This window comes from Amycolatopsis sp. (genome assembly GCF_025464955.1).
GTDB lineage: Bacteria > Actinomycetota > Actinomycetes > Mycobacteriales > Pseudonocardiaceae > Amycolatopsis.
The window spans coordinates 62,030-80,661 of sequence record NZ_JAODNM010000139.1 but is presented as its reverse complement, the minus strand read 5'-3'; the positions used below and the strand labels follow the sequence as shown (position 1 = coordinate 80,661).

Here is an 18,632-nt window from a genome sequence, read left to right as displayed (position 1 = left end):
TACCCTTTCAGGTGATCCGCATTATCGCTGTACGTGATCACGGATTGGACGTGAAGGCCACCTTCACGGCGCATTACGTCCTGAAGGTGGCCTTCACGTCCAACTGCATATCGCGGGTGTCACTCACTGATGCACCAGGCACGAGACCGCGGCGGCCTAACGTAATCGTGCCGAGCAGCTGCGGGCACCGGCCCTCGAATCCGCACGCCGAACCCCAGCCCGCCCCGGTCCTCGCGGCCCTGGACCGGACCAGCGCTCCCCGATCCACTACCAGCGGCCCCGACTGCAAAGATGCTTCACGCGCCGGGTGCAAAAAACGGGGGGGACATGGACGCGGTACCGAAGTTCGTGCGCGGTTACCACCGCCGCCTGCGGCAGGCGTCCATCGTGATGCTCGGGTGTGGGCTGGTGCTGTTCGTCCTCACGGTGGCCTACCTCATCCCGCATGACACACACGTGGAATCGGTGCTCAACGAGCGCGGCGTCCACGTGCAGGCCGTGGTCACGGAGTGCGTGTCGGTGGGTAGCAACGATGACGGCTCCCTGTCGGCCAACTCCCACTGCCGGGTGCGATTCGCGGCGTCCGGCGGGCGGGCCGTCGAGGCTCAGCTGGCCTACGTGACGAGCGACGTCGCGAAAGGCCAAACCGTCGCCGTTGTGTACGACCCCCAGGACACCGGGCTCGTCGCCCTTCCGTCGAGCATCGGCTTCTGGAACACCACCGTCCGGACTGCGCTGGACGTGTTCGCGCTGGTGGCGTCGGTGGTCATGCTGCTCACCGGGACCGCCGTTCTCCTCTGGTACCGGCGGGTGAAGCGGCAGCTCGGCTAGGGAGAACGCGCGCCCTGGTAGCCGATTATGTATCCGGCGAAGCGGTCGGCGTCGGAGCACGGGTCGTCGTAGTCAGCGGTTCCGGGCGCGATGACGACGGAGACGATCAGCAGCGTCGGGTCCGCGACGCCGGTTTCGACCGTGCAATGGCCGTGCTGTTCAGCTGTGACGTCGTTGCCAAGGTGCACCGACGGATACCCGTGGATCGCCGTCGGCTCGAACACGGTGAACTGCGAACGCCGGTGGTACAACGCCTCCACCCCGCCGGACGTCATATCCACCGAAGCCTGGTACGACGGCGACGTGACGCCGTCGGGCACCCAGGTGCAGGCCAGGCCCGTCGACGTGTGGTTCAGCCTGCCCGGCGCGGTGATCGACAACTGCCCGAGCTGGTCGGGACCCACCAAACCGCACGGCGCGTCGACCGACTTCGACAGGTCGACCGTGATGTCCCCGATCGGCGGTGACAACCGCGCGGGTGGCGCCGGCGTCGGCGTCGACGAACACCCGGCGACGGCCATCAGCCCGCAACCGACGAAACCGGCGACCACCAACGCCCCTGCCCGCACGCCATTTCCCTCCGCCGACGACGCCTACCAACACAGTAGACAGAATCCGCTACTCGAGGTGAAGCCAGACGCAAGTATCGGTGGGCAGCGTCCGGCCGTTCAGCGGGCCGCTGCTGAGCAGGACCGTCGCGCCTTCGGGCAGTTCGACAGCGGTCGAGCCGAAGTTCACCAGGCAGCGGAAGCCCCCGTGCCTGTCGAAGCAAAGGGTGCTCACACCCGCGTCTACCCAGGTCAACGCCTCCGGCAGGTCGATCAGCTCCCGACGCCGCAGCTCAAGACCCGCCCGGTAGAGCTCAAGAACAGAGCCTGAGTCGCCAAGCTGCGCTTCGACGCTGAGCGACGCCCACTCCGCGGGCTGCGGAAGCCACGGTTCGACCTCAGCACCCGCCGGCGAATAGCCCAGCGACGGCGAGTCCGACGACCACGGCAGCGGGATCCGGCACCCGTCCCGGCCCCGGTCGACGCCCTGCGAGCGCACGAACGTCGGGTCCTGGAGTACTCCGTCGGGCAGGTCCTGGACCTCGGCCAGCCCCAGTTCGTCGCCCTGGTAGATGTAGACGCCGCCGGGCAGGGCCAGCGTCAGCAGCGCCGCGGCGCGTGCCCGGCGACGTCCCAGGACCGGATCGCTCGGATCGCCGAGGCGTTTGTCGCCCATGTCGAACGACGTGTCCTCACGTCCGTAGCGCGTGACGTGCCGGATGGTGTCGTGATTGGACAGTACCCAGGTCGGCGGCGCGCCGATCGGCTCGTGCGCGGCGAGCGTGGCGTTGACGACCCCGCGCAGCGCGGCGGCATCCCAAGCGCTGCAAAGGAAATCGAAGTTGAACGCGGAGTGCAGCTCGTCCGGACGCAGGTAACGGGCGAACTGTTCGGGCGTCGGCAGCCACACCTCGCCGACGAAGATACGGTCGTCGTCGTAGGTGCCGAGCAGCCGGCGCCAGCTCCGGTAGACGTCGTGCACCTCGGGACGGTCCTGATACGGCAGGTCGGTGACGTCGGGTGTCGGCCCGACGTCGGGTAAGCCCGCTTTCTTCGCCAGGCCGTGCGCGACGTCGATCCGGAAGCCGTCGATCCCTCGCCGCAGCCAGAAGTGCAGGACTTCCTCGAACTCCGCGCGGACGTCGGCGTGCTCCCAGTTCAGGTCCGGTTGCTGCGGCGAGAACATGTGCAGGTACCACGGCCCGGGGATGCCGTCAGCTTCAGTGATCCGCGTCCAGGCGCCGCCGCCGAAGTAGGACTGCCAGTCGTTCGGCGGCAGCTCGCCATGGGCGCCGCGGCCGGGGACGAACCAGAACCGTTCGCGCGCGGGTGATCCCGGCCCGGCCGCGAGCGCTTCCTGGAACCAGGCGTGCTGGTCGGAGCAGTGGTTCGGGACGAGGTCGACGAGCACGCGCAAGCCGTGCGCGTGTGCCTCGGCGATCAACTGTTCGGCCTCGGCGAGGTCCCCGAACACCGGGTCGATGGCCCGGTAGTCGGCGACGTCGTAACCGCCGTCGGCCATCGGCGAGGCGTACCAGGGGTTGAACCACAGCGCGTCGACGCCGAGGTCGCGCAGGTACGGGAGCCGGTCGCGTACCCCGGCGAGGTCGCCCATACCGTCGCCGTTGCCGTCGGCGAAGCTGCGCACGTAGATCTGGTAGATCGCGGCGTGGCGCCACCAGGCGGTCTTGGTCGGGGCGACGGTGGTGATCATCGTGTGCTCCTCTGTGTTTGCTGAGGGCTGGAAGGTGCGGGCACCGGCCCCGAAGGACCGGCGCCCAGGACGGAATCCGTTACCAGCCGCTGTTGCCGGTACCCCGGATCACGCTGAAACCACCGGCGAGGTTCAGACCACCGGACGTCGTGCCGCCGACAGCGACGCCCGAGAACGAACCCGAGCCCGCCGAGTTGATCTCGATCCCGTAGGACCCCGTGTTCGCGATTTTGACGTTCTGGAGGCTCAGGTTGGTGACCGTCTTCTGGAACGAGACCAAGACCCCGCTGAACGTGCTATCGAGGATGTCGACGTCCTTGACCAGTACCGGGGCGGTGATGTCGGAGGTGTCGGCGTAGATCCACAGCGCGCCGAAGTTGGTCTTCCAGTTGGGTTCGAAGCCGCCCGTGCGCTCCAGGGTGTTGCGCTGGACCGACGTCGTTCCGCTGAACGGCGCTTCGGTCGAGCCGAAGTTGCGGGTACTGATCGCGATCCCCGCTGACGCGTCGACCGTGTCGGACAGGAGGTTGTCCTCGATCTTGTTGGCCGTGCCGCCGTAGATCGCCGCCGCGTTGGCGAGCAGCGGCAGTTGGACGGTGTCGAAGCGGAAGGCATCACCCACGTTGGCCACCCCGGCTTCCGAGTACATCGCCAGCGCGTCGTCGCCGGTGTTCCGGACGCTGCTGTCGGACACCTGGACGTCGACCGTGCCTTTGTGCAGGTTGACTCCGTCAGCCATGGTGTCGCGGATGCGCAGGCCGCTGACGAACAGCCCGTTGGTCGGCGCGTCGATCCACAACCCGGTCTTGGTGTGTTCGATCCAGACGTCCTGGATGGTGCTGCCGTTACCGAAGTTCCCTTCGATGCCGGTGTCGAAGTTCTGATCGTCGCGGTAGGTGACGTCACCGGAGACGGTCAGGTCCTGGATCGAGTTCGTTCCGCCGACGCCGAGCAGGCCACCCTTGCCGTTGAGTCCCTTCAGGACGGTCGACCACTCCCCCGCACCACGTAGTGCGATGCCGGAAAGATTCACGTGGGCGGAGATGTTGTACGTCCCGGCGGGCAGCCACAGGCCCTTCCCCTGCGACTTGACCGTCGACACCGCGGAGTTGAGCGCGGCGGTGTCATCGCTGCCATCGTTCGGGGTGACCCCGAGGGTGGTGGCGGAGACGAACCCGCTCGACGGCATGACCTGGTCGGGCGCCACGGTTTCGGTCTCGGCGAGGTCGAGCGTGTACGACGCGGCAGTGTCGGTCGCGTCCTTTTGGAACTTCAGTACCGTGCCGGCCGGGAGATTGCCGATGAGCACATGCGTGTCGTCGAAGAAGTGGTGCGGGGAACCTGCGGACGGGGCTCCGGTATACGGATAGGCGCCGTAGACCCAGCTGTACTTCGAGGTCAGCGAGAGATCTTGGACGTGATTTCCGTTCGCGTACAGACCCAGCGGGGCGGTGATCCCGCTCCCGTCGGAACTGTCCTGAATGGAGTATCGCAAGGTCAGCGCGTTGGCGGGCTTGGTCAGCGTGAATTGTACATACTGACCGGTCTGGCTCAGGGTGACGGCTTTACGGCCGGACGCCTCGGACGCCATGGTGAGGAACGTGCGGTCCGGTCCGATGACCGTCGCGTTGGTGGTGCCGTTCTCCATCTCGTAAGTGGTGTAGGGAACGGTCGCGCCGCGGGTGGCGTTCGGGGTCGAGCTGGTGACGGCTATGCCGTCGAGGTCAAGCTTGCCGTTGTCGCCGGACTCGGTCCGCAGGGTGAGCGTGTTGAGGTCAGCGCGCAGCGGAACGGTGGTGGACGCCGACGCCCAGGCGCCGGCCGTGCCGGGCAGCGTCAGCTGCCGAATCGTGTCTCCGTTGGAGGACAATGTGATCGTGGCCGCACCGGCGTCCGCGGTCCGGTACTGGACGGCAAGCGGGTAGGTGGCGGCGGACGGTGTGTCGACCGAGAAGACGGCCCGGGAGCCCGTGCCGGTGAACCCAGTGAGGTAGCCACTGCCCGCATAGCCCGGAACAGACGTCGAAACACCAGGGCCGCCTGAGAAGAACGCGGTCTCGGCCTGGTGGGTGAGGTTGCCGGGAGGGTTGTCAGGCGGAGCCTCCGAGGTAGGTGTCGTCGGTACGATGCTGTCGAGGTTGACATTGCCGCTGTCCGAGCTGTCGAAGTTCAGCGCGACGGTATCCGCGCCCTTGGCGAAAGTCACCGACTCGTCGTGGGTGGCCCAGGTGTCCCAGTTCGCCGTGCCTGCCAGCGTGAGCTGGACCGACTTCGAGCCGTTGACGTAGAGACTCAGTGTCATCGGCACGCCGGTGCCGTTGGAGTACCGGATCGAGACGGACCCAGGACCGTCGAAAGCGGACTGCACGGCGAACTTCGTCGACGCAGTGCCCTTGTTCGAATCCGTGTAGCCGCTGACAAAACCGGTGCCGGTGAATCCACTATGGTCAGACGCGACGACCGCGCCACCCGACAGGGCAGCCGACTCGGCTTCCAGTGTGCCCGTGGTTGCGGGCGGAGTGGTGGACCCGCTGGTGGTGGCCAGGCTGTCGAGATTGACGTTGCCGCTGTCGCCGCTGTCGAAGGTCAACGCGACGGTGTTGACGCCCTTGGCGAAAGTCACCGATTCATCGTCAGTGCTCCAGGTGTCCCAGGTGGCCGTCGCGGCCAGACTTACCTGGCGGACCTTGGTTCCGTTGACGTAGAGACTCAACGTCATCGTGGCTGTCGTGCCATTCGCGTACCGGATCTTGACCGAGCCCGCCCCCGCCGAGTCCGCCTGCACGGCGAACTTCGTCGACGCAGTGCCCTTGTTCGCGTCGGTGTAGCCGCCGACAAAACCGGTGCCGGTGAATCCACTGTGGTCGGTCGCAACGACGGCACCGCCGGACAGGGTGGCCGATTCGGCTTCCAGCGGTCCGGAAGCGGCATGCGCGGACTGTCCGAGCAGGACCGAACAGATGAGGGCCAGTACCACAGGTAAGGCGAGTAATCGAATTCTCGAAGACACGGCGGTGTGTCCTTCCTACTGGGGTGGGGAGGGGACGAAAGGAGGCTCAGCCTTTGAGACTGCCGGCGGTGAGACCGGCGATGATATGCCGCTGGAAGATCAGGAACACCACGAGCAGCGGGATACTGGCGATGACCATCCCCGCGAGCAACTGGTTTGCGGGCATGTCGTTCGCGAGCCTGTTGAGCGCCACGGTGATCGGTTGGTTCGAGGGGTCCGGCAGCACGAGCAGCGGCCACAGGAAGTCCTTCCAGACCCCGACAACCGCGAAGATGGACACCACGGCGAGCACGGGACGTGACAGCGGCAATACCACCGAAACCAGTACCCGCAAGGTTCCGGCACCGTCGATCTTCGCCGAGTCCAGCAGCTCGCCGGGAATCTGGTCGAAGAACCGTTTCAGGATGAAGATGTTGAACGCGTTCGCCGCGCTCGGCAACCAGATCGCGAACGGGGTGTTGATCAGATTGAGGTGGAAGATCGGGACGTCGACCACGGTCAGATAGGTCGGCACCAGCAGCGCCGACACCGGGAGTAGCAAGGTGGCCAGCATCATGCCGAGCACGACGTTGCCGAACCTCGGCCTCAGTTTAGAAAGCGCGTACGCGGCCGAGACGTCGATCACCAGCTGGAACAGCCACGCCCCGACGACCAGCAGCAATGTGTTCAGGAAGTAGTGCCCCAACCCCGCGCTGGAGAGGGCTTGGGAATACGTCTCCAGGTGCAGCGACCGCGGAACCAGGGTGGGTGTCGGCCGGGCAAGCTCTGAGGATGACTTGAACGCGCCCGAAACCATCCAGTAAAGCGGGAAAATGAAAGCGATCGTGAAACCGACCAGGGTCAGCGTCAGAACGACCCGGTAAAGGCGTCGACCGACACGACGGTTCATCTCGCTGGGTGCGATCAGGGTCCGGGTGGAAGTCTCGGCAGCCATGGCGATCCCCTTTCAGCCCTTGGTCCTGGTCAGTCGCAAGTAGACCCCGACGAAGATGCCCAGCACCAAGAAGAGCACCGTGCTCATCGCACTGGCGAGGCCGAAGTCGTTATAGACGAAGGCATAGCGGTACAACAGGAGCAGAACGGTGACGGTGGCGTCCTCGGGACCGCCACCGGTCAGCACGTACGGTTCGATGAAGACCTGCATGGTGCCGACGATCTGCAGCAGCAGCGTGATCATCAGGATGAACCGCAGCTGCGGGATGGTCACGTGCCAGAACCGCTGCCGGACAGACGCGCCGTCGAGTTCGGCGGCTTCGTAGAGCTCGCCGGGGATGCCGGACATCGCCGCGAGGTAGATCAACGTCGTGGTGCCCATGTTGGCCCAGGTGGAGACGAGCACCAACGAGATCATCGCCAGGTTCTCCGACTCCAGCCACTGCTGGGCCGGGAGGCGGAAAACGCGCAGCACGTTGTTGAACAGGCCTGGTCCCGGGTCGTAAAACCAGCGCCACAGCAACATGGTGACCACTGGCGGCAGCATCACGGGCAGGTAGACCGTCATGCGCAGGTATGCCTTTCCGTGGCGCAGTTCGTTCAACACGGTCGCGACGAGGAACGGCGCCGCGAAGCCGAAAACCAGCGCCAGCAAGGTGAACCATGCGGTGTTGCGCCAGGCGGTGGCGAACAGCGGGTCGGCGAACAGCCGGCGGAAGTTGTCAAGCCCGACCCAGTCGGCGGCTTCGGTGAAATTGACCTGCTGGAAGGACAGCAGCAGTCCCCGAACAATGGGGTACCACGAAAAGAGCGCGAAACAGAGCACTCCTGCCGCCAGGAACAGATAGGCGACTAGGTTCTCACGCAGACTCCGGAGGAATCTTCCCCGCCGACGGCTGGTTTTCACTGCCACAGTGGGAACTTTCACCTCCGAGATCGCCTGCTCGCGGGTCAGCTGCCGGGCCGTCATCTCACTTGACCGTCTCGAGAACGGTGTTGACCTTCTTCTCCGCGTCCGACAACAACTGACCGAAGTCGGCGTCGGGCTTGGTGAGCACCGCCTGCATCACGCCGTCGAGCACGGTGTAGATCTGCTGCGCGTTCGGCGGCTCGACCTTGACCGTGACGGCGCCACTGCGGTCGACGAACGGCTGGTAGTTCTTCTGCGGCACGTTGGAATACTGCTTGTGGACCGCGTCGACCTTCGCCTGCGCGATGCCCTGCCACAAGTTCGGCTGAGGAAGCCCGATCGGGATGTCGCCGCCGGCCGACTTTTTCGTGATGGCCTCTTCACGATCGGGGTCGAGGTACTTCCACTGCACCCAGGTAAGCCCGGCTTTGATCTTCGCCGGGGAGTTCTTGGTGTTGAACATGAACCCGTCGCCGCCGCCGAGAGTCGCGCTACCGGGCAGGGCCGCGAGGCCGTAGTCGTCGTACTTGCGCTCGTACTGCTTGACGATGGTGGGGATGTTGTCCGGGCCGGCCATGTACATACCGAGCGTGCCCGCGCCCATCAGCTGCTGGACGTCGGCGATCTCCAGCAGCTGCCGGGTGCCCATGCTCTGATCGGTGAAACGCATGTCGTGCAGTACTTGCAGGGCCTGGCGGCCGGCGTTGCCGGTGAACGCGGCCTTCCACGTGCTGCCTTGGCGCGTCGCGACGTCACCGCCCATCGAGTAGATCCACGACGTGAGATGCCAGCCTCCCTGGCCGTTCTTGCTGTAGTCGGCGTATCCGACGATTCCGTTGCCCAGCGCGGATATCCGCTTCGCCGCGTCCCGTACCTCAGCCCAGGTGGTCGGCGGCTTGTCCGGGTCGAGCCCGGCTTTGGTGAACAGCGCGCGGTTGTAGACCAGGCCGAGCGAGTAGTTTCCGGTCGGCAGGCCGTACACCTTCCCGTCGGGACCGCGGAATACGTCCTGCAGCGGTTTCCGGATGTCGCCTACGTACGGCACGTCCTTGAGGTACTGGCTGATATCGGCCGCCTGATGTCGCTGGATCAGCGATGCCGGATCGGTGAAATAGACGTAGAAGACGTCCTCGAGCTGCCCTCCGGCAAGCTTGGCCGAGAACGTCTGCGGGTCCATCAACCCTTCGCGGGCGTCAATCTTGATCTTGGGATGGCCGGCCTCGAACGCTCTGATGTCGTCTTCGAAGTTCTTGCGGTCCACCGTCTGTGTGGCGGGCGGGAGTCCGTTGACGCTGATGGTGACCACGCCGTCGGCATCCACTCCCGACGACGTCGAACTGCTGCACGCGGTGACACCGACCGCCACCGCCGCGGTGAGACCCAGGCCTAGGAACCGGCGCCGATTGAGTGAGACATCCATGACTTGCCCTGCCTTCCTGGAGAACCACGGCAGACGCGATCACGCCTCGAAGCGGCGGCAAGGGTCTGCGAAGGGTGCGTGACTTGCGGAGCCGGTGAGAGCTCGCTTGCTCTGGTGACAGACGACGGTAAGGTCAGCACAGAAAGATGTCAATGATTTCATGCAAGAACAGGACTTTTGCCCAGACCCAGACACGAAAGCGGGGGGCAGGCTCCAGGCCTGCCCCCCGCTTCGGTATTCGGTGTCAGCGCGTCAGGCGCGGTGCGGTCGAGCCGCGCACGATGAGCTGCGTGTCGAACATCATCAGCTCGTTGACCAGCGCGTGCCCGTCCATCTGGGTGGCCAGCGCCGAGACCGCGGCGGCCGCCATCGCCTCGATCGGCTGGCGGGCCGTCGTCAGCGGCGGATCTGTCGCGACCATGTACAGCGAGTCGTCGAAACCCACCGCGGACAGGTCCTCCGGCACGCTCAGGCCCTGACGGCGCGCCGCCCTGATCGCGCCGAGCGCAAGCGCGTCGCTCGCGCAGACGACAGCGGTGACACCCTGCGCCAGCAGTCCGGGAAGCGCCATCGCCCCGCCTTCCATGGAGAACTGGGCGTACGCGACGAGTTGGCGCCAGTCGTCGGCTGCGATGCCCTGACGTCGGCAGAAAGCCGCGAACCCGGCGAGTTTACGCACCGACGGGACGTGCCCGACCGGGCCGAGGATCATTCCGATCCGCTCGTGTCCGAGCGCCGCGAGGTACGTCAGCGCCTGCTCGGCCGAGGCCTGGTCGTCGACCGAGACCCGGGCCGACGTCGAGTTCTCGTCGGCGGCGTTGAGCAGCACCACCGGCACCTTCCGGTCACGCAGGACCTGCCCCTGCTCCGGGCCGGCGTCGGCGTAGCTGGCGCCGACGAAGATGATGCCGCCGAAGATGATGCCGCCGATGTTCTGCTCCAGCAGCATGCCGATGTGGTGCGCCTCGGAGACCCCGTCGGTGCTCCTCGTGCACAGCACCGGAATGAGCCCGCGCTTGTTCAGTAGGCCCGAGATCGCCTCGACGAACGCCGGGAACACGGGATTCAGCAGGTCGGGCACCACAAGCCCGACCAGTGGCGCGCGTGCCTCCCGCAGCTGCTCGGGCAGCTCGAAGCCGCAGATACCCAGCGCGGCCAGCACGGCGTCCCGCGTCTTCGGGGCCACCTCGGGACTGCCGTTGAGCACCCGGCTCACCGTCGACTCGCTGACACCCGCGAGCTCGGCCACCTTCGTCAGTCTCTTGTTCGCCACACGCTCAAGGTATCAGAATACTGCGCAAGATCTCGCCACATCCATGCAATTTGTTGACTTTCTCCGTCAGGGTTGCCCAAGTTTCCTGACCAGAAGCACGGCGGATGGAGGTGGACGGAGCTAGCATCTGCGGTTATGGAGTTGAGGCAGCTGGAGTACTTCGTAACCGTCACCGAGGAGGCCAACTTCACCAGAGCCGCTGAAAAGCTGCATGTCGCGCAGCCGGGGGTCAGCGCACAGATCCGCCAGCTCGAACGTGAGCTGGGCCAGGAGTTGCTCGACCGGTCCGGACGCACAGTGCGGCTCACCGAGGTCGGCGCCGCCGTGCTCCCCTATGCCCGGGCAGCACTCGCCGCCGTCTCCGGGGTGCGCGACGTAGTCGACGAGCTCACAGGGTTGATGCGCGGACACGTCGCCGTCGGCATGGTGGGTTCGCCGGGCATCCTCAACGTCCCCGGGGTGCTCGCCGGGTTCCATGACGCGCACCCCGGCGTCACCATCACGCTGTCCGAGGGCAACACGGACAAGCTGGTCGAGGGCCTGCGCGGCGGCCGGCTGGACGCGGCTTACGTGGGGCTGAGCGCCGTCGACCCGCCGGGGATCTCGACATTGGCGCTGTGGGAGGAGCCCATCGTCGCCGCTGTACTCCGCGACGACGACCTGGCCTCGAACAAGTCCGTCACGCTCGACGCCCTCAAGGATCGCCCGCTGATCACCCTGTGCCGCGGTTCGGGAATCCGCGCGTGTGTCGACGACGCTTCGGCCGTGGCGGGGCTGGACCTCGAGATCGCCTTCGAGGCCAGCGAACCCGACGTCCTCATGCGACTCGCGAAGCGCGGGTTCGGCGTCGCGATCCTGCCGCGGTCAGCCATCGAGGCTCACCAGTCGGACCTCGTGTCCATCGAGATCACCCCGACGATGACCGGACGCCTCGTGCTGGCCTGGCGCACAGACGGCCCGCCCAGCCCCGCGGCCAGGGCATTCCTCGTCCACGCCCGCAGCGCTGCAGCCTAGGGACTCGTGAGTGTTGCGGCCGCTTAGTACCGGCCGCAACACTCACGAGCCACGCTGGGTCAGGACGTACGTACCCGGCGAGAGCACTCTGTCCACACGCGACTGTGACGGGCCGAACGGCAGCTGCAGCCGGGCCGACGTCCCGCGTGGAACAGTCACCGTCAGTCGGAACGACGAACCCTGCTCGCGGTTCCAGCTCACCTGGATCGGCCCGTGCGGGGTCGGCACCGCACCCTGTGCCCACTGGACACTGCCCGGATGCGGCGTGAGCGTCCACGTCGAGAACCCTGGACCGGTCGGCTGCACACCGAGGACCTCGTTGGTCAGCGCGGGAAGTACGCCGGTGGACCAGCCGTGCGCGGCGCTGGTGAAGCCCTGTTCGTACAGCGAACCGCCCGCGCCGACACCCTCCCAGTCAGTCTTGCCCGGATCATGGGAGCCCATCCAGCCGTAGAGCCGGTTGATCTCGTCGATCGCGGAGTCCGTCTGTCCACTCTGGAACCGCGCTTCGAGTTCCGGATACGACGTGAACGCGTACACCCGCGTCGTGCCGTCGGAGATCCCCGTGTTGTCGTTGTCCATAAACGAGTTTCCGTAGGGCTGGCGAGTCGACGTGGTGAGATAGTTCAGCGCCGACGTCGCCCGCGCGCCCTGCGCGACCCCGGACGTCACCGCGATGCTGTTGCCGTCCTGCGCGTGCCTCGCGGGGCCGGTCGCCGAGTCGAGGTAGGCCCCGACCGACGGGTCCCACAGGTTCGCGTTGACGGCGTCGCCGACGGTCTTGGCACGCTGTGTCCACCGATCAGCGTCAGCCTGGTGTCCCAGTGTCGACGCCATCTTCGCGGCGTCCTGCAACGCCTGGACGTACAGCACGTTGTAGTAGGTGACTTCGCCGGTGCGTGGCAGAAAGCCGTAGTCGCCGTAACCGCCGGTGTTGTTCAATCCCTTGGACAGCAAGCCTTTCGCGTCCGTGACCGAGGGATACCAGCTGTCCATCAGCTTGACGAGGTTCGGGTAGTACTTCGTCCCGTAGTCGTTTCCACCGTTGTACAGCATGTAGTCCCAGCTCGAAGTGACCCAGTACAGGGGATATTCGAACAGGTTCAGCGTGTAGTTGAAGATCGACGCCGGCGGTATGTAGCCGTCGGCCCGCTGATGATCGGCAAGATCCGCGAGCACGTTGGACGCGGCCGACGGCACGTTGTGGGTCAGATAGGCCGTGCGCCCGGACACCGCGATGTCGCCGACGTACGGATCGCGGTCGCGCTTCGCGCCGTCCTGCAGGACGAGCTTGCCCTCCAGGGTCGGGCTGGCCGAGTCGCGCGGGTCGACGTCGGTGGCGCGGAAGGTGTCGGTGACCAGTTCGTTGGTGTAGGACGCGTTGTACCAATACTGGTTGAGCTTGTCGTCCGAGGACAGGAAAGAGCCCGTGAAGCTGTTCGGCGTGCCGAGGAAAGGGGTGAAGTCCAAGCTCACGCGGCGCAAGTCCACTGTGCCGTACGGACTCGAGGCAGGAGCATCACTCGGCAGCGCGTCGAGGCTGATCTTGAGGTACCTGAAGCCGTGCAATCCGTCCGCGCACACCTTGGTCCCGAACTGGCAGCCTTTGGTGTCCGTCCACTTGGCACCCTTGGCCGGCACGGCGTAGTGGTCGGTGCCGACCCCGGACCGCGTGTAGTCCGAGACGTCTGACAGGTACTGGGTGGATTCCGAGAACGCCAGTCGGACCCCGGTGCCGTCCGCGGATGATCCGGCGAAGTCGACCTTCGGGTAACCGACGACGACCTGACCGAAGTCGAGAGTGACACTCGGCGCGGGATCGTCGACGACCAGGCCGGGATAGACCTCGCTCACCCTCGTGTAGTTCCCCTTGCCGGTGGCCTGGTTCTTCGTGACGGTGATCCGGACCTGCGTGGCCATCACCGGTGCGGCGAACGGAACCGACCGCTGGATCGCGGTGTTCCCCGTGACCGAACCGACTTGCTGCCACTGGCTTCCGTCCCAGGCGTCCACTGTGAAGTCCTGCGGAACGCCGTCCGAGTTGGACAGTACGGTGATGCCCAGCAAGGTCACCGACTGTGGCGAGGTGAGCGTCAGCACCGCGGGATAGGTATCCGGGTTGGCGTCGTTCCAGAACGTCGACGGGTTACCGTCGATGGCGTTGCCGGGGACATAGGTCCGTGGCTGGCCGTTGTCGGTGTTCGGGTCGTGGAACGAGGACGCCGCAGCGGTGGTTCCAGCGGGCCAGACCGGTTTCGGCACCGGAGCAGACCTGCTCAGGCGGGTACTGCGCCCGTGCAACAGCCCCTGCGGGTCCGTCACCGATCCCGTCGAGGACAGCACGCGCACCGGCGAGACGTCACGGGTTGGTGGAGCCGCGACATACCGTTGCCAATCTGGGGAAAGCCGGACTTCAGGCGAAGCGGACGCGGGCATGGCGAGGGCGAGGGTCACCACCGCCACCATCGCGGCGGCCACCCCCGCGAGCAGGGGCCCTCGGCGCGGAAACGACATCAAACTCCAATCGTCACGGGGTGAGTTCGGAAACGCGGGTGTAGTTGCCATTCTCGGTCTGGGAAGCGGTGACCACGATCCGCACTTCTGCCGTGGTCACCGAGTGGTCGAACGGGATCCACCGCGACAGCGCCGCGTTCCCGGTGATCGTGGCGTGCGTGACCCAGGTTCCGTTGTCGAGCGTCTGCAGGGTGAAATCGGTGGGCACGCCGTCGACGATCGAGGCGAAACCCAGCCCGTTCACCGCAACCGGTGCGGGCATGGTGACGGTCAGGGTATCCGGGAACTGACCCGGCGTGGCGTCGTTCCAGAACGTGCCGAGGTTGCCGTCGAGGGCATTCGACGCATAGTAGGTCCGAGGCTGCCCTTCGAAGATGTTGGGCGCCGCTTCACTTGATCCACTCGCGACTGTCCCTTGTGGCCAGTCGCCGAACACCGGCAGCGACACGTTCGCAGCCGCACTCAGCCCACCGCTCGACGCCGTCAACACGAGGTCCTGGACACCACCGGACACGCCGGCCGGAGCCTGGATGCCGACCGTGACAACCGCACTCGTCGCGCCCTTGCGCGGATCCAGCGCGAACGTTGCCGGGGTGGCTGTCCATCCGGCGGGCACCGCTGCCGTGACCTGCCCGCTGAACGCGCGGTCGCCCTGCGCCGTCACGGTGACCGGAATGGACACCTTGCCCCCGCCTCGCACGGGCAGACCGCTTGACGACGTCACGGCCACCCCGAGCGATGCCTGGGCGTCGCCGACCGCACGGCTTTCGATCACCGCATGCCCTGGAACTCCCTGCAGCACAACGTATCCGTTCTCAGCGTGGGCACCATAGCCGGATCCCGAGGTGCCGTTCCAGACTGTCCGGCCGTTGACCGTGACCCGAGTCTTGCCACCGAACGCCGGGACGGCGACTTGGCCGACCGCGCCGCTCGGGGCGTCCAGCGTTTCGGTGAACGCACCGCGCCGGACGTCGTGTGTCCACGACAGTTTGATGCTTCCGAGTGGCGTCTTCAGCGAGCCCTCGGTGCTCGTGAGGTCGCCCGGCTCCGGCTTGATGAGGTAGCCGCCGGTGAGTGACTGCGGCCGGATGCCGAGGACGTAGAACGTCAGCGCCGAGGTCGGTCCGGTTGCCCAGCCGTGGGCGGCACTCATGTACGCGCCGCCGTAGCCGGGCTGCCCGTTCGCGAGGTAGCCCTCCCAGAACGTGCTCCCGGTGCCGAGCGGGGAATTCAGCATGTACCCCCATTCTCGGCGGATCAGGTCGAGCGCGCGAGCCGGATCGCCCGCCTGGAAGTGCGCCTGGACCTCGAGTGAGCCGGGGAAGGTGCCGATCTCGGAGCTCTTCTCCGGTGTCGTCGCGCCGAAGGAGTTCCAGTTCTGGGTGAGCGAGGCGCTGACTCGCTGCGCGCGGACGTCCGAGTCGGCGAGACCGAACCAGACGGCCAGCGCGTTCCCGTCCTGCGGATGCAGCGCGCTGCTCGGGTTGTCGCGGTACTGCCCGGCCTGGTCGTCCCACAGCCGCGCGTTGACCCCGGTTTTGACGCCCGCAGCTGCCTGTTGCCACGCCGTGGCCGACGTCGTGTCGCCCTGGGTTTGAGCGAGCTGGGCACCTGTCGTGAGTGCCTGGTAGAGCAGGGCGTTCGCCTCGATGTTCTCCCCGCCCTGGTCGCTCCGGGCCCAATCCGCCATGCCGGTCACGGTCATCAGTCCGTCCGCACCCACCTTGGCCAGCGAGAACGCCAGCGCCTTGCGATACTGCGACCAGGTGCTCGCGAGCCAGGCCGAATCGTGCGAATACTGGAAGTAGTTCGCGGTACCGATCAAGGTCCACAGGTGGTAGGTGTCCGAGCCGTAGAAGTTGACCTGTGGGCCCGCGAACGGCAACTCACCGGACGGGCTTTGGTGCTGGTACAGCGTTGTCAACGCGTTGCGGGTCGGCGTGACATCGCCGAGCGAGGCGAACTCGGTGGGCACGGACACGCCGAGGTCCCCCGGCCACACCGTGCGGTCGCGCTTCGCGCCGTCCACCAGCACGCTGTCGCCGACTCCGACCGTGCCGCTGTTGTCCCAGCCCGAGCCCGGCGGTCCCCACACCCGGCCCGTTGCCGGCGCGATCGTGTTGGTCTGCACGGTGTATGCCCCGGCGTACCAGATCCGGTTCAGCAGCGGATCACTGGAGGAGAAGTAGTTCGCGTAGTCGCGGAGGTCTGTCATCCCCGGCGCGAAGGTGATCGCGACGGAGACACCGTCGATGACGATCGGGCCGCCCGACTGCGCGAACAACGTCAGGTAGCGGAAACCGCCGCGCAGCTTGTTCTGGGGCATCGTCCAGGTCCCGCCGGGCGTGACGTCGGCCGACAACGCGCCGTCCGGTCCGCCGCCGCCGTTGCTGGCATCGCTCGTCGGGCCGATGTACAACGAGGACTCCGTAAAAGCCAGCCCGAGCTGCTCCGCCACCGCGGTCGTCTTCGGGAAGTGCACGCTGACCAGCCCGCCGACCTCCTTGCCGAAGTCCAGTGTCACTGACGCGTCGACGCCGGTCAGTGTCGTCGGTTTACCGTGCAGCACTGCGGTTTGATCATGTACCGAACCGGTCGTGCGTGCCACCGCGACGGGAGTGACCGTGCGGCTTGCCGGGGAGAAGTTGTCTTGGCCGCCTGGGTGATGGCTGTCCGTCGCCGAGGCTGTCATCGGAACAACGAGGGCGAGCGCGGTACACACGCAAACGGCGACGCTGCCGAGGCGTAACGGACCCATGGGGACTCCCAGCTCTGAGAATGAAACGTTACAAAGCTGGTCGACTGTGGTCTGTGAACCCCTACGGTGTCAACGAAAAACGGCCCTCCCGTCCGGATGTGGCCACCCCATTCACAAAACCGGCCCTTGTGGCGTGTCCGCGGATGGTCGAGTGCTCCGTTCCGCCGCAACTCGCCGTCGAGTTGCGGTGCTGGTGGGACTCGCCGACAGCACCGGCTCACACCCCGCGAGTTCCACGCTCAGGGCGCTGAGTTCCACACTCGTGACCCACACATACGACTGGGGAAGAACCGCTTTTAGGGGGCGAGGCGGCGTTCGGCGGAGGCCCAGGCAGCGGGGTTTGGATGTGGGGTGTAGCGGACGATGTGTTGGGTCGAGCGGAGGAGCGCGCGCAGGGACGCGAGGTCTGGGCCGACGTCGCCGGCGGCACGCGCCTGGACGAGCACGTTGCCCAAGGCCGCCGCCTCCACCGGACCCGCTTCGACCGGTAGACCGCACGCGTCCGCGGTCAGCTGGCACAGCAACGCATTCCGCGCGCCCCCGCCGACGATGTGCACGACGTCGACCTCGCGCCCGGACAGCTCCTGTGCGCGACGCAAGGTCCGGCGGTACGCGAGCGCCAAGCTGTCGAGGATGCAGCGGACAACAGCGGCTCGGCTCGCCGGCTGCGGTTGCCCGGTCCGGCCGCACAGCGCCGCGATCCGCGCGGGCATGTCCCCCGGCGGCAGGAAGACGTCGTCGTCCGGGTCGACGATCGCGCCGAACGCCGGTTCCGCAGCCGCCTGCCGCAGGAGGTCCGGCAACGCGGCGTCGTCGAGTTCCCAGGTGCGCAGGGATTCCTGCAGCAGCCAGAGGCCCATCACGTTGCGCAGGTACCGGATCGTGCCGTCGACGCCGCCTTCGTTGGTGAAGTTCGCCAGCCGGCTCGCCTCGGTCAGGATCGGCGCGTCCAGCTCCAGCCCAACCAAAGACCAAGTGCCGCAAGAGATGTACGCGAACCGCTCGTCACGTGCGGGCACGCCGACAACAGCCGAGGCGGTGTCGTGCGAACCGACGGCGACCACCGGCACGGGCGTGTCCAGCACGTCCGGCAGCGTCGCGCCGAGACTGTCCCCCGGACGTCGGATCGGTGGGAACAACCGCGCGGGCAGACCTGCCTTCTCGATCAGCTCCCACGCCCAGGTGCCCGTGGTGACGTCGAACAGCCCGGTCGTGGAGGCGTTCGTGGCTTCGGCTCCGACACTGCCGGTGAGCCAGTACGCGATCAGATCCGGGATCAGCAGGAGCTTTTCGGCCACCTCCAGCTGCGGCGAACCCGCGGCGGCAGCCAGCTGGTAGACCGTCGTGAAACTGAGGTGCTGCAGACCCGTTGTCGCGTAATGATCTTCAGCCGGGATACCGCCCGTCCGGCCGTCACGGTAGTGGACAGGGTTGCCCAGCAACGCCCCCGACCCGTCGAGCAGGCCGTAGTCGACGGCCCACGAATCGATGCCGACGCTGGTGAGCCCGCCGCCGGCGGCACGCAGCCCGTCGAGAACGCCCCGGTACAGCCCGAGGATGTCCCAGTGCAGCGTGCCCGCCGCGCGCACCGGCACGTTGGCGAAGCGATGGACCTGGTCGAGCTTCATCGATCCCGGCGCCACCTCGCCGACCATCACCCGCCCGCTCGACGCGCCCAGGTCGACAGCCGCGTAGTTTCCCATGCCT

Annotated in this window: 12 protein-coding genes; 2 read left to right on the top strand and 10 right to left on the bottom strand. The window is 66.6% G+C overall.

The features are described 5' to 3' along the window. The first annotated feature begins 327 nt into the window (after positions 1-327). Complete coding sequence (locus JWQ81_RS36265; protein WP_297548791.1) at positions 328-831, top strand: DUF3592 domain-containing protein; 504 nt, start codon at positions 328-330, stop codon at positions 829-831. On the opposite strand, the gene JWQ81_RS36260 is transcribed toward JWQ81_RS36265, so the two are convergent. The 7 genes from JWQ81_RS36260 to JWQ81_RS36230 form a co-directional block, all read right to left on the bottom strand. Continuing rightward, positions 828-1,400 carry a DUF3558 domain-containing protein gene (locus tag JWQ81_RS36260; protein ID WP_297548789.1) on the bottom strand — a complete coding sequence of 191 codons (573 nt, stop codon included), beginning with the start codon at positions 1,398-1,400 and terminating at the stop codon, positions 828-830. The genes JWQ81_RS36265 and JWQ81_RS36260 overlap by 4 nt on opposite strands. Before the next feature lie 49 nt (positions 1,401-1,449). Next, positions 1,450-3,093, bottom strand: coding sequence for a glycoside hydrolase family 13 protein (locus JWQ81_RS36255; protein ID WP_297548787.1), 1,644 nt, complete (start codon positions 3,091-3,093; stop codon positions 1,450-1,452). 79 nt (positions 3,094-3,172) lie between these two features. Then, on the bottom strand, positions 3,173-6,103 hold the full coding sequence (locus tag JWQ81_RS36250) for a CBM35 domain-containing protein (RefSeq protein WP_297548785.1): 2,931 nt from the start codon (positions 6,101-6,103) through the stop codon (positions 3,173-3,175). Positions 6,104-6,149: 46 nt separating this feature from the next. Further along, entirely contained in the window at positions 6,150-7,037 is an 888-nt protein-coding gene (locus JWQ81_RS36245) for a carbohydrate ABC transporter permease (protein WP_297548783.1), read from the bottom strand. A 12-nt stretch (positions 7,038-7,049) separates the two neighbouring features. After that, the gene (locus tag JWQ81_RS36240) at positions 7,050-8,006 is read right to left on the bottom strand and encodes a carbohydrate ABC transporter permease (protein WP_297548781.1); all 957 of its coding nucleotides are present in this window, start codon (positions 8,004-8,006) and stop codon (positions 7,050-7,052) included. A gap of 1 nt (position 8,007) precedes the next feature. After that, positions 8,008-9,366 (bottom strand): extracellular solute-binding protein, encoded by a 1,359-nt coding sequence (locus JWQ81_RS36235; protein ID WP_297548779.1) that lies wholly within the window; start codon positions 9,364-9,366, stop codon positions 8,008-8,010. A 244-nt stretch (positions 9,367-9,610) separates the two neighbouring features. Next, a complete protein-coding gene (locus JWQ81_RS36230) occupies positions 9,611-10,639 on the bottom strand; it encodes a LacI family DNA-binding transcriptional regulator (RefSeq protein WP_297548777.1) in 1,029 nt (342 codons plus the stop codon). A 135-nt stretch (positions 10,640-10,774) separates the two neighbouring features. On the opposite strand from JWQ81_RS36230, the gene JWQ81_RS36225 reads away from it, so the two are divergent. After that, positions 10,775-11,653, top strand: a complete 879-nt coding sequence (locus JWQ81_RS36225; protein ID WP_297548775.1) for a LysR substrate-binding domain-containing protein — start codon at positions 10,775-10,777, stop codon at positions 11,651-11,653. A 42-nt stretch (positions 11,654-11,695) separates the two neighbouring features. Here the strand turns inward: JWQ81_RS36225 and JWQ81_RS36220 are convergent, their stop codons facing one another. From JWQ81_RS36220 to JWQ81_RS36210, 3 genes are all read right to left on the bottom strand, one after another. Continuing rightward, entirely contained in the window at positions 11,696-14,167 is a 2,472-nt protein-coding gene (locus JWQ81_RS36220) for an alpha-L-rhamnosidase C-terminal domain-containing protein (protein WP_297548773.1), read from the bottom strand. A 13-nt stretch (positions 14,168-14,180) separates the two neighbouring features. Beyond that, a complete protein-coding gene (locus JWQ81_RS36215) occupies positions 14,181-16,859 on the bottom strand; it encodes a discoidin domain-containing protein (RefSeq protein WP_297548771.1) in 2,679 nt (892 codons plus the stop codon). Positions 16,860-17,221: 362 nt separating this feature from the next. Then, on the bottom strand, positions 17,222-18,628 hold the full coding sequence (locus JWQ81_RS36210; RefSeq protein ID WP_297548769.1) for a rhamnulokinase family protein: 1,407 nt from the start codon (positions 18,626-18,628) through the stop codon (positions 17,222-17,224). Positions 18,629-18,632 lie beyond the last annotated feature (4 nt).

Excerpts from the sequence above, each read along its gene's own strand:
- JWQ81_RS36265 (WP_297548791.1), top strand. The coding sequence starts at position 328 with ATGGACGCGGTACCGAAGTTCGTGCGCGGTTACCACCGCCGCCTGCGG.
- JWQ81_RS36255 (WP_297548787.1), bottom strand. The coding sequence starts at position 3,093 with ATGATCACCACCGTCGCCCCGACCAAGACCGCCTGGTGGCGCCACGCC.
- JWQ81_RS36245 (WP_297548783.1), bottom strand. The coding sequence starts at position 7,037 with ATGGCTGCCGAGACTTCCACCCGGACCCTGATCGCACCCAGCGAGATG.
- JWQ81_RS36240 (WP_297548781.1), bottom strand. The coding sequence starts at position 8,006 with ATGACGGCCCGGCAGCTGACCCGCGAGCAGGCGATCTCGGAGGTGAAA.
- JWQ81_RS36235 (WP_297548779.1), bottom strand. The coding sequence starts at position 9,366 with ATGGATGTCTCACTCAATCGGCGCCGGTTCCTAGGCCTGGGTCTCACC.
- JWQ81_RS36225 (WP_297548775.1), top strand. The coding sequence starts at position 10,775 with ATGGAGTTGAGGCAGCTGGAGTACTTCGTAACCGTCACCGAGGAGGCC.
- JWQ81_RS36220 (WP_297548773.1), bottom strand. The coding sequence starts at position 14,167 with ATGTCGTTTCCGCGCCGAGGGCCCCTGCTCGCGGGGGTGGCCGCCGCG.
- JWQ81_RS36215 (WP_297548771.1), bottom strand. The coding sequence starts at position 16,859 with ATGACAGCCTCGGCGACGGACAGCCATCACCCAGGCGGCCAAGACAAC.
- JWQ81_RS36210 (WP_297548769.1), bottom strand. The coding sequence starts at position 18,628 with ATGGGAAACTACGCGGCTGTCGACCTGGGCGCGTCGAGCGGGCGGGTG.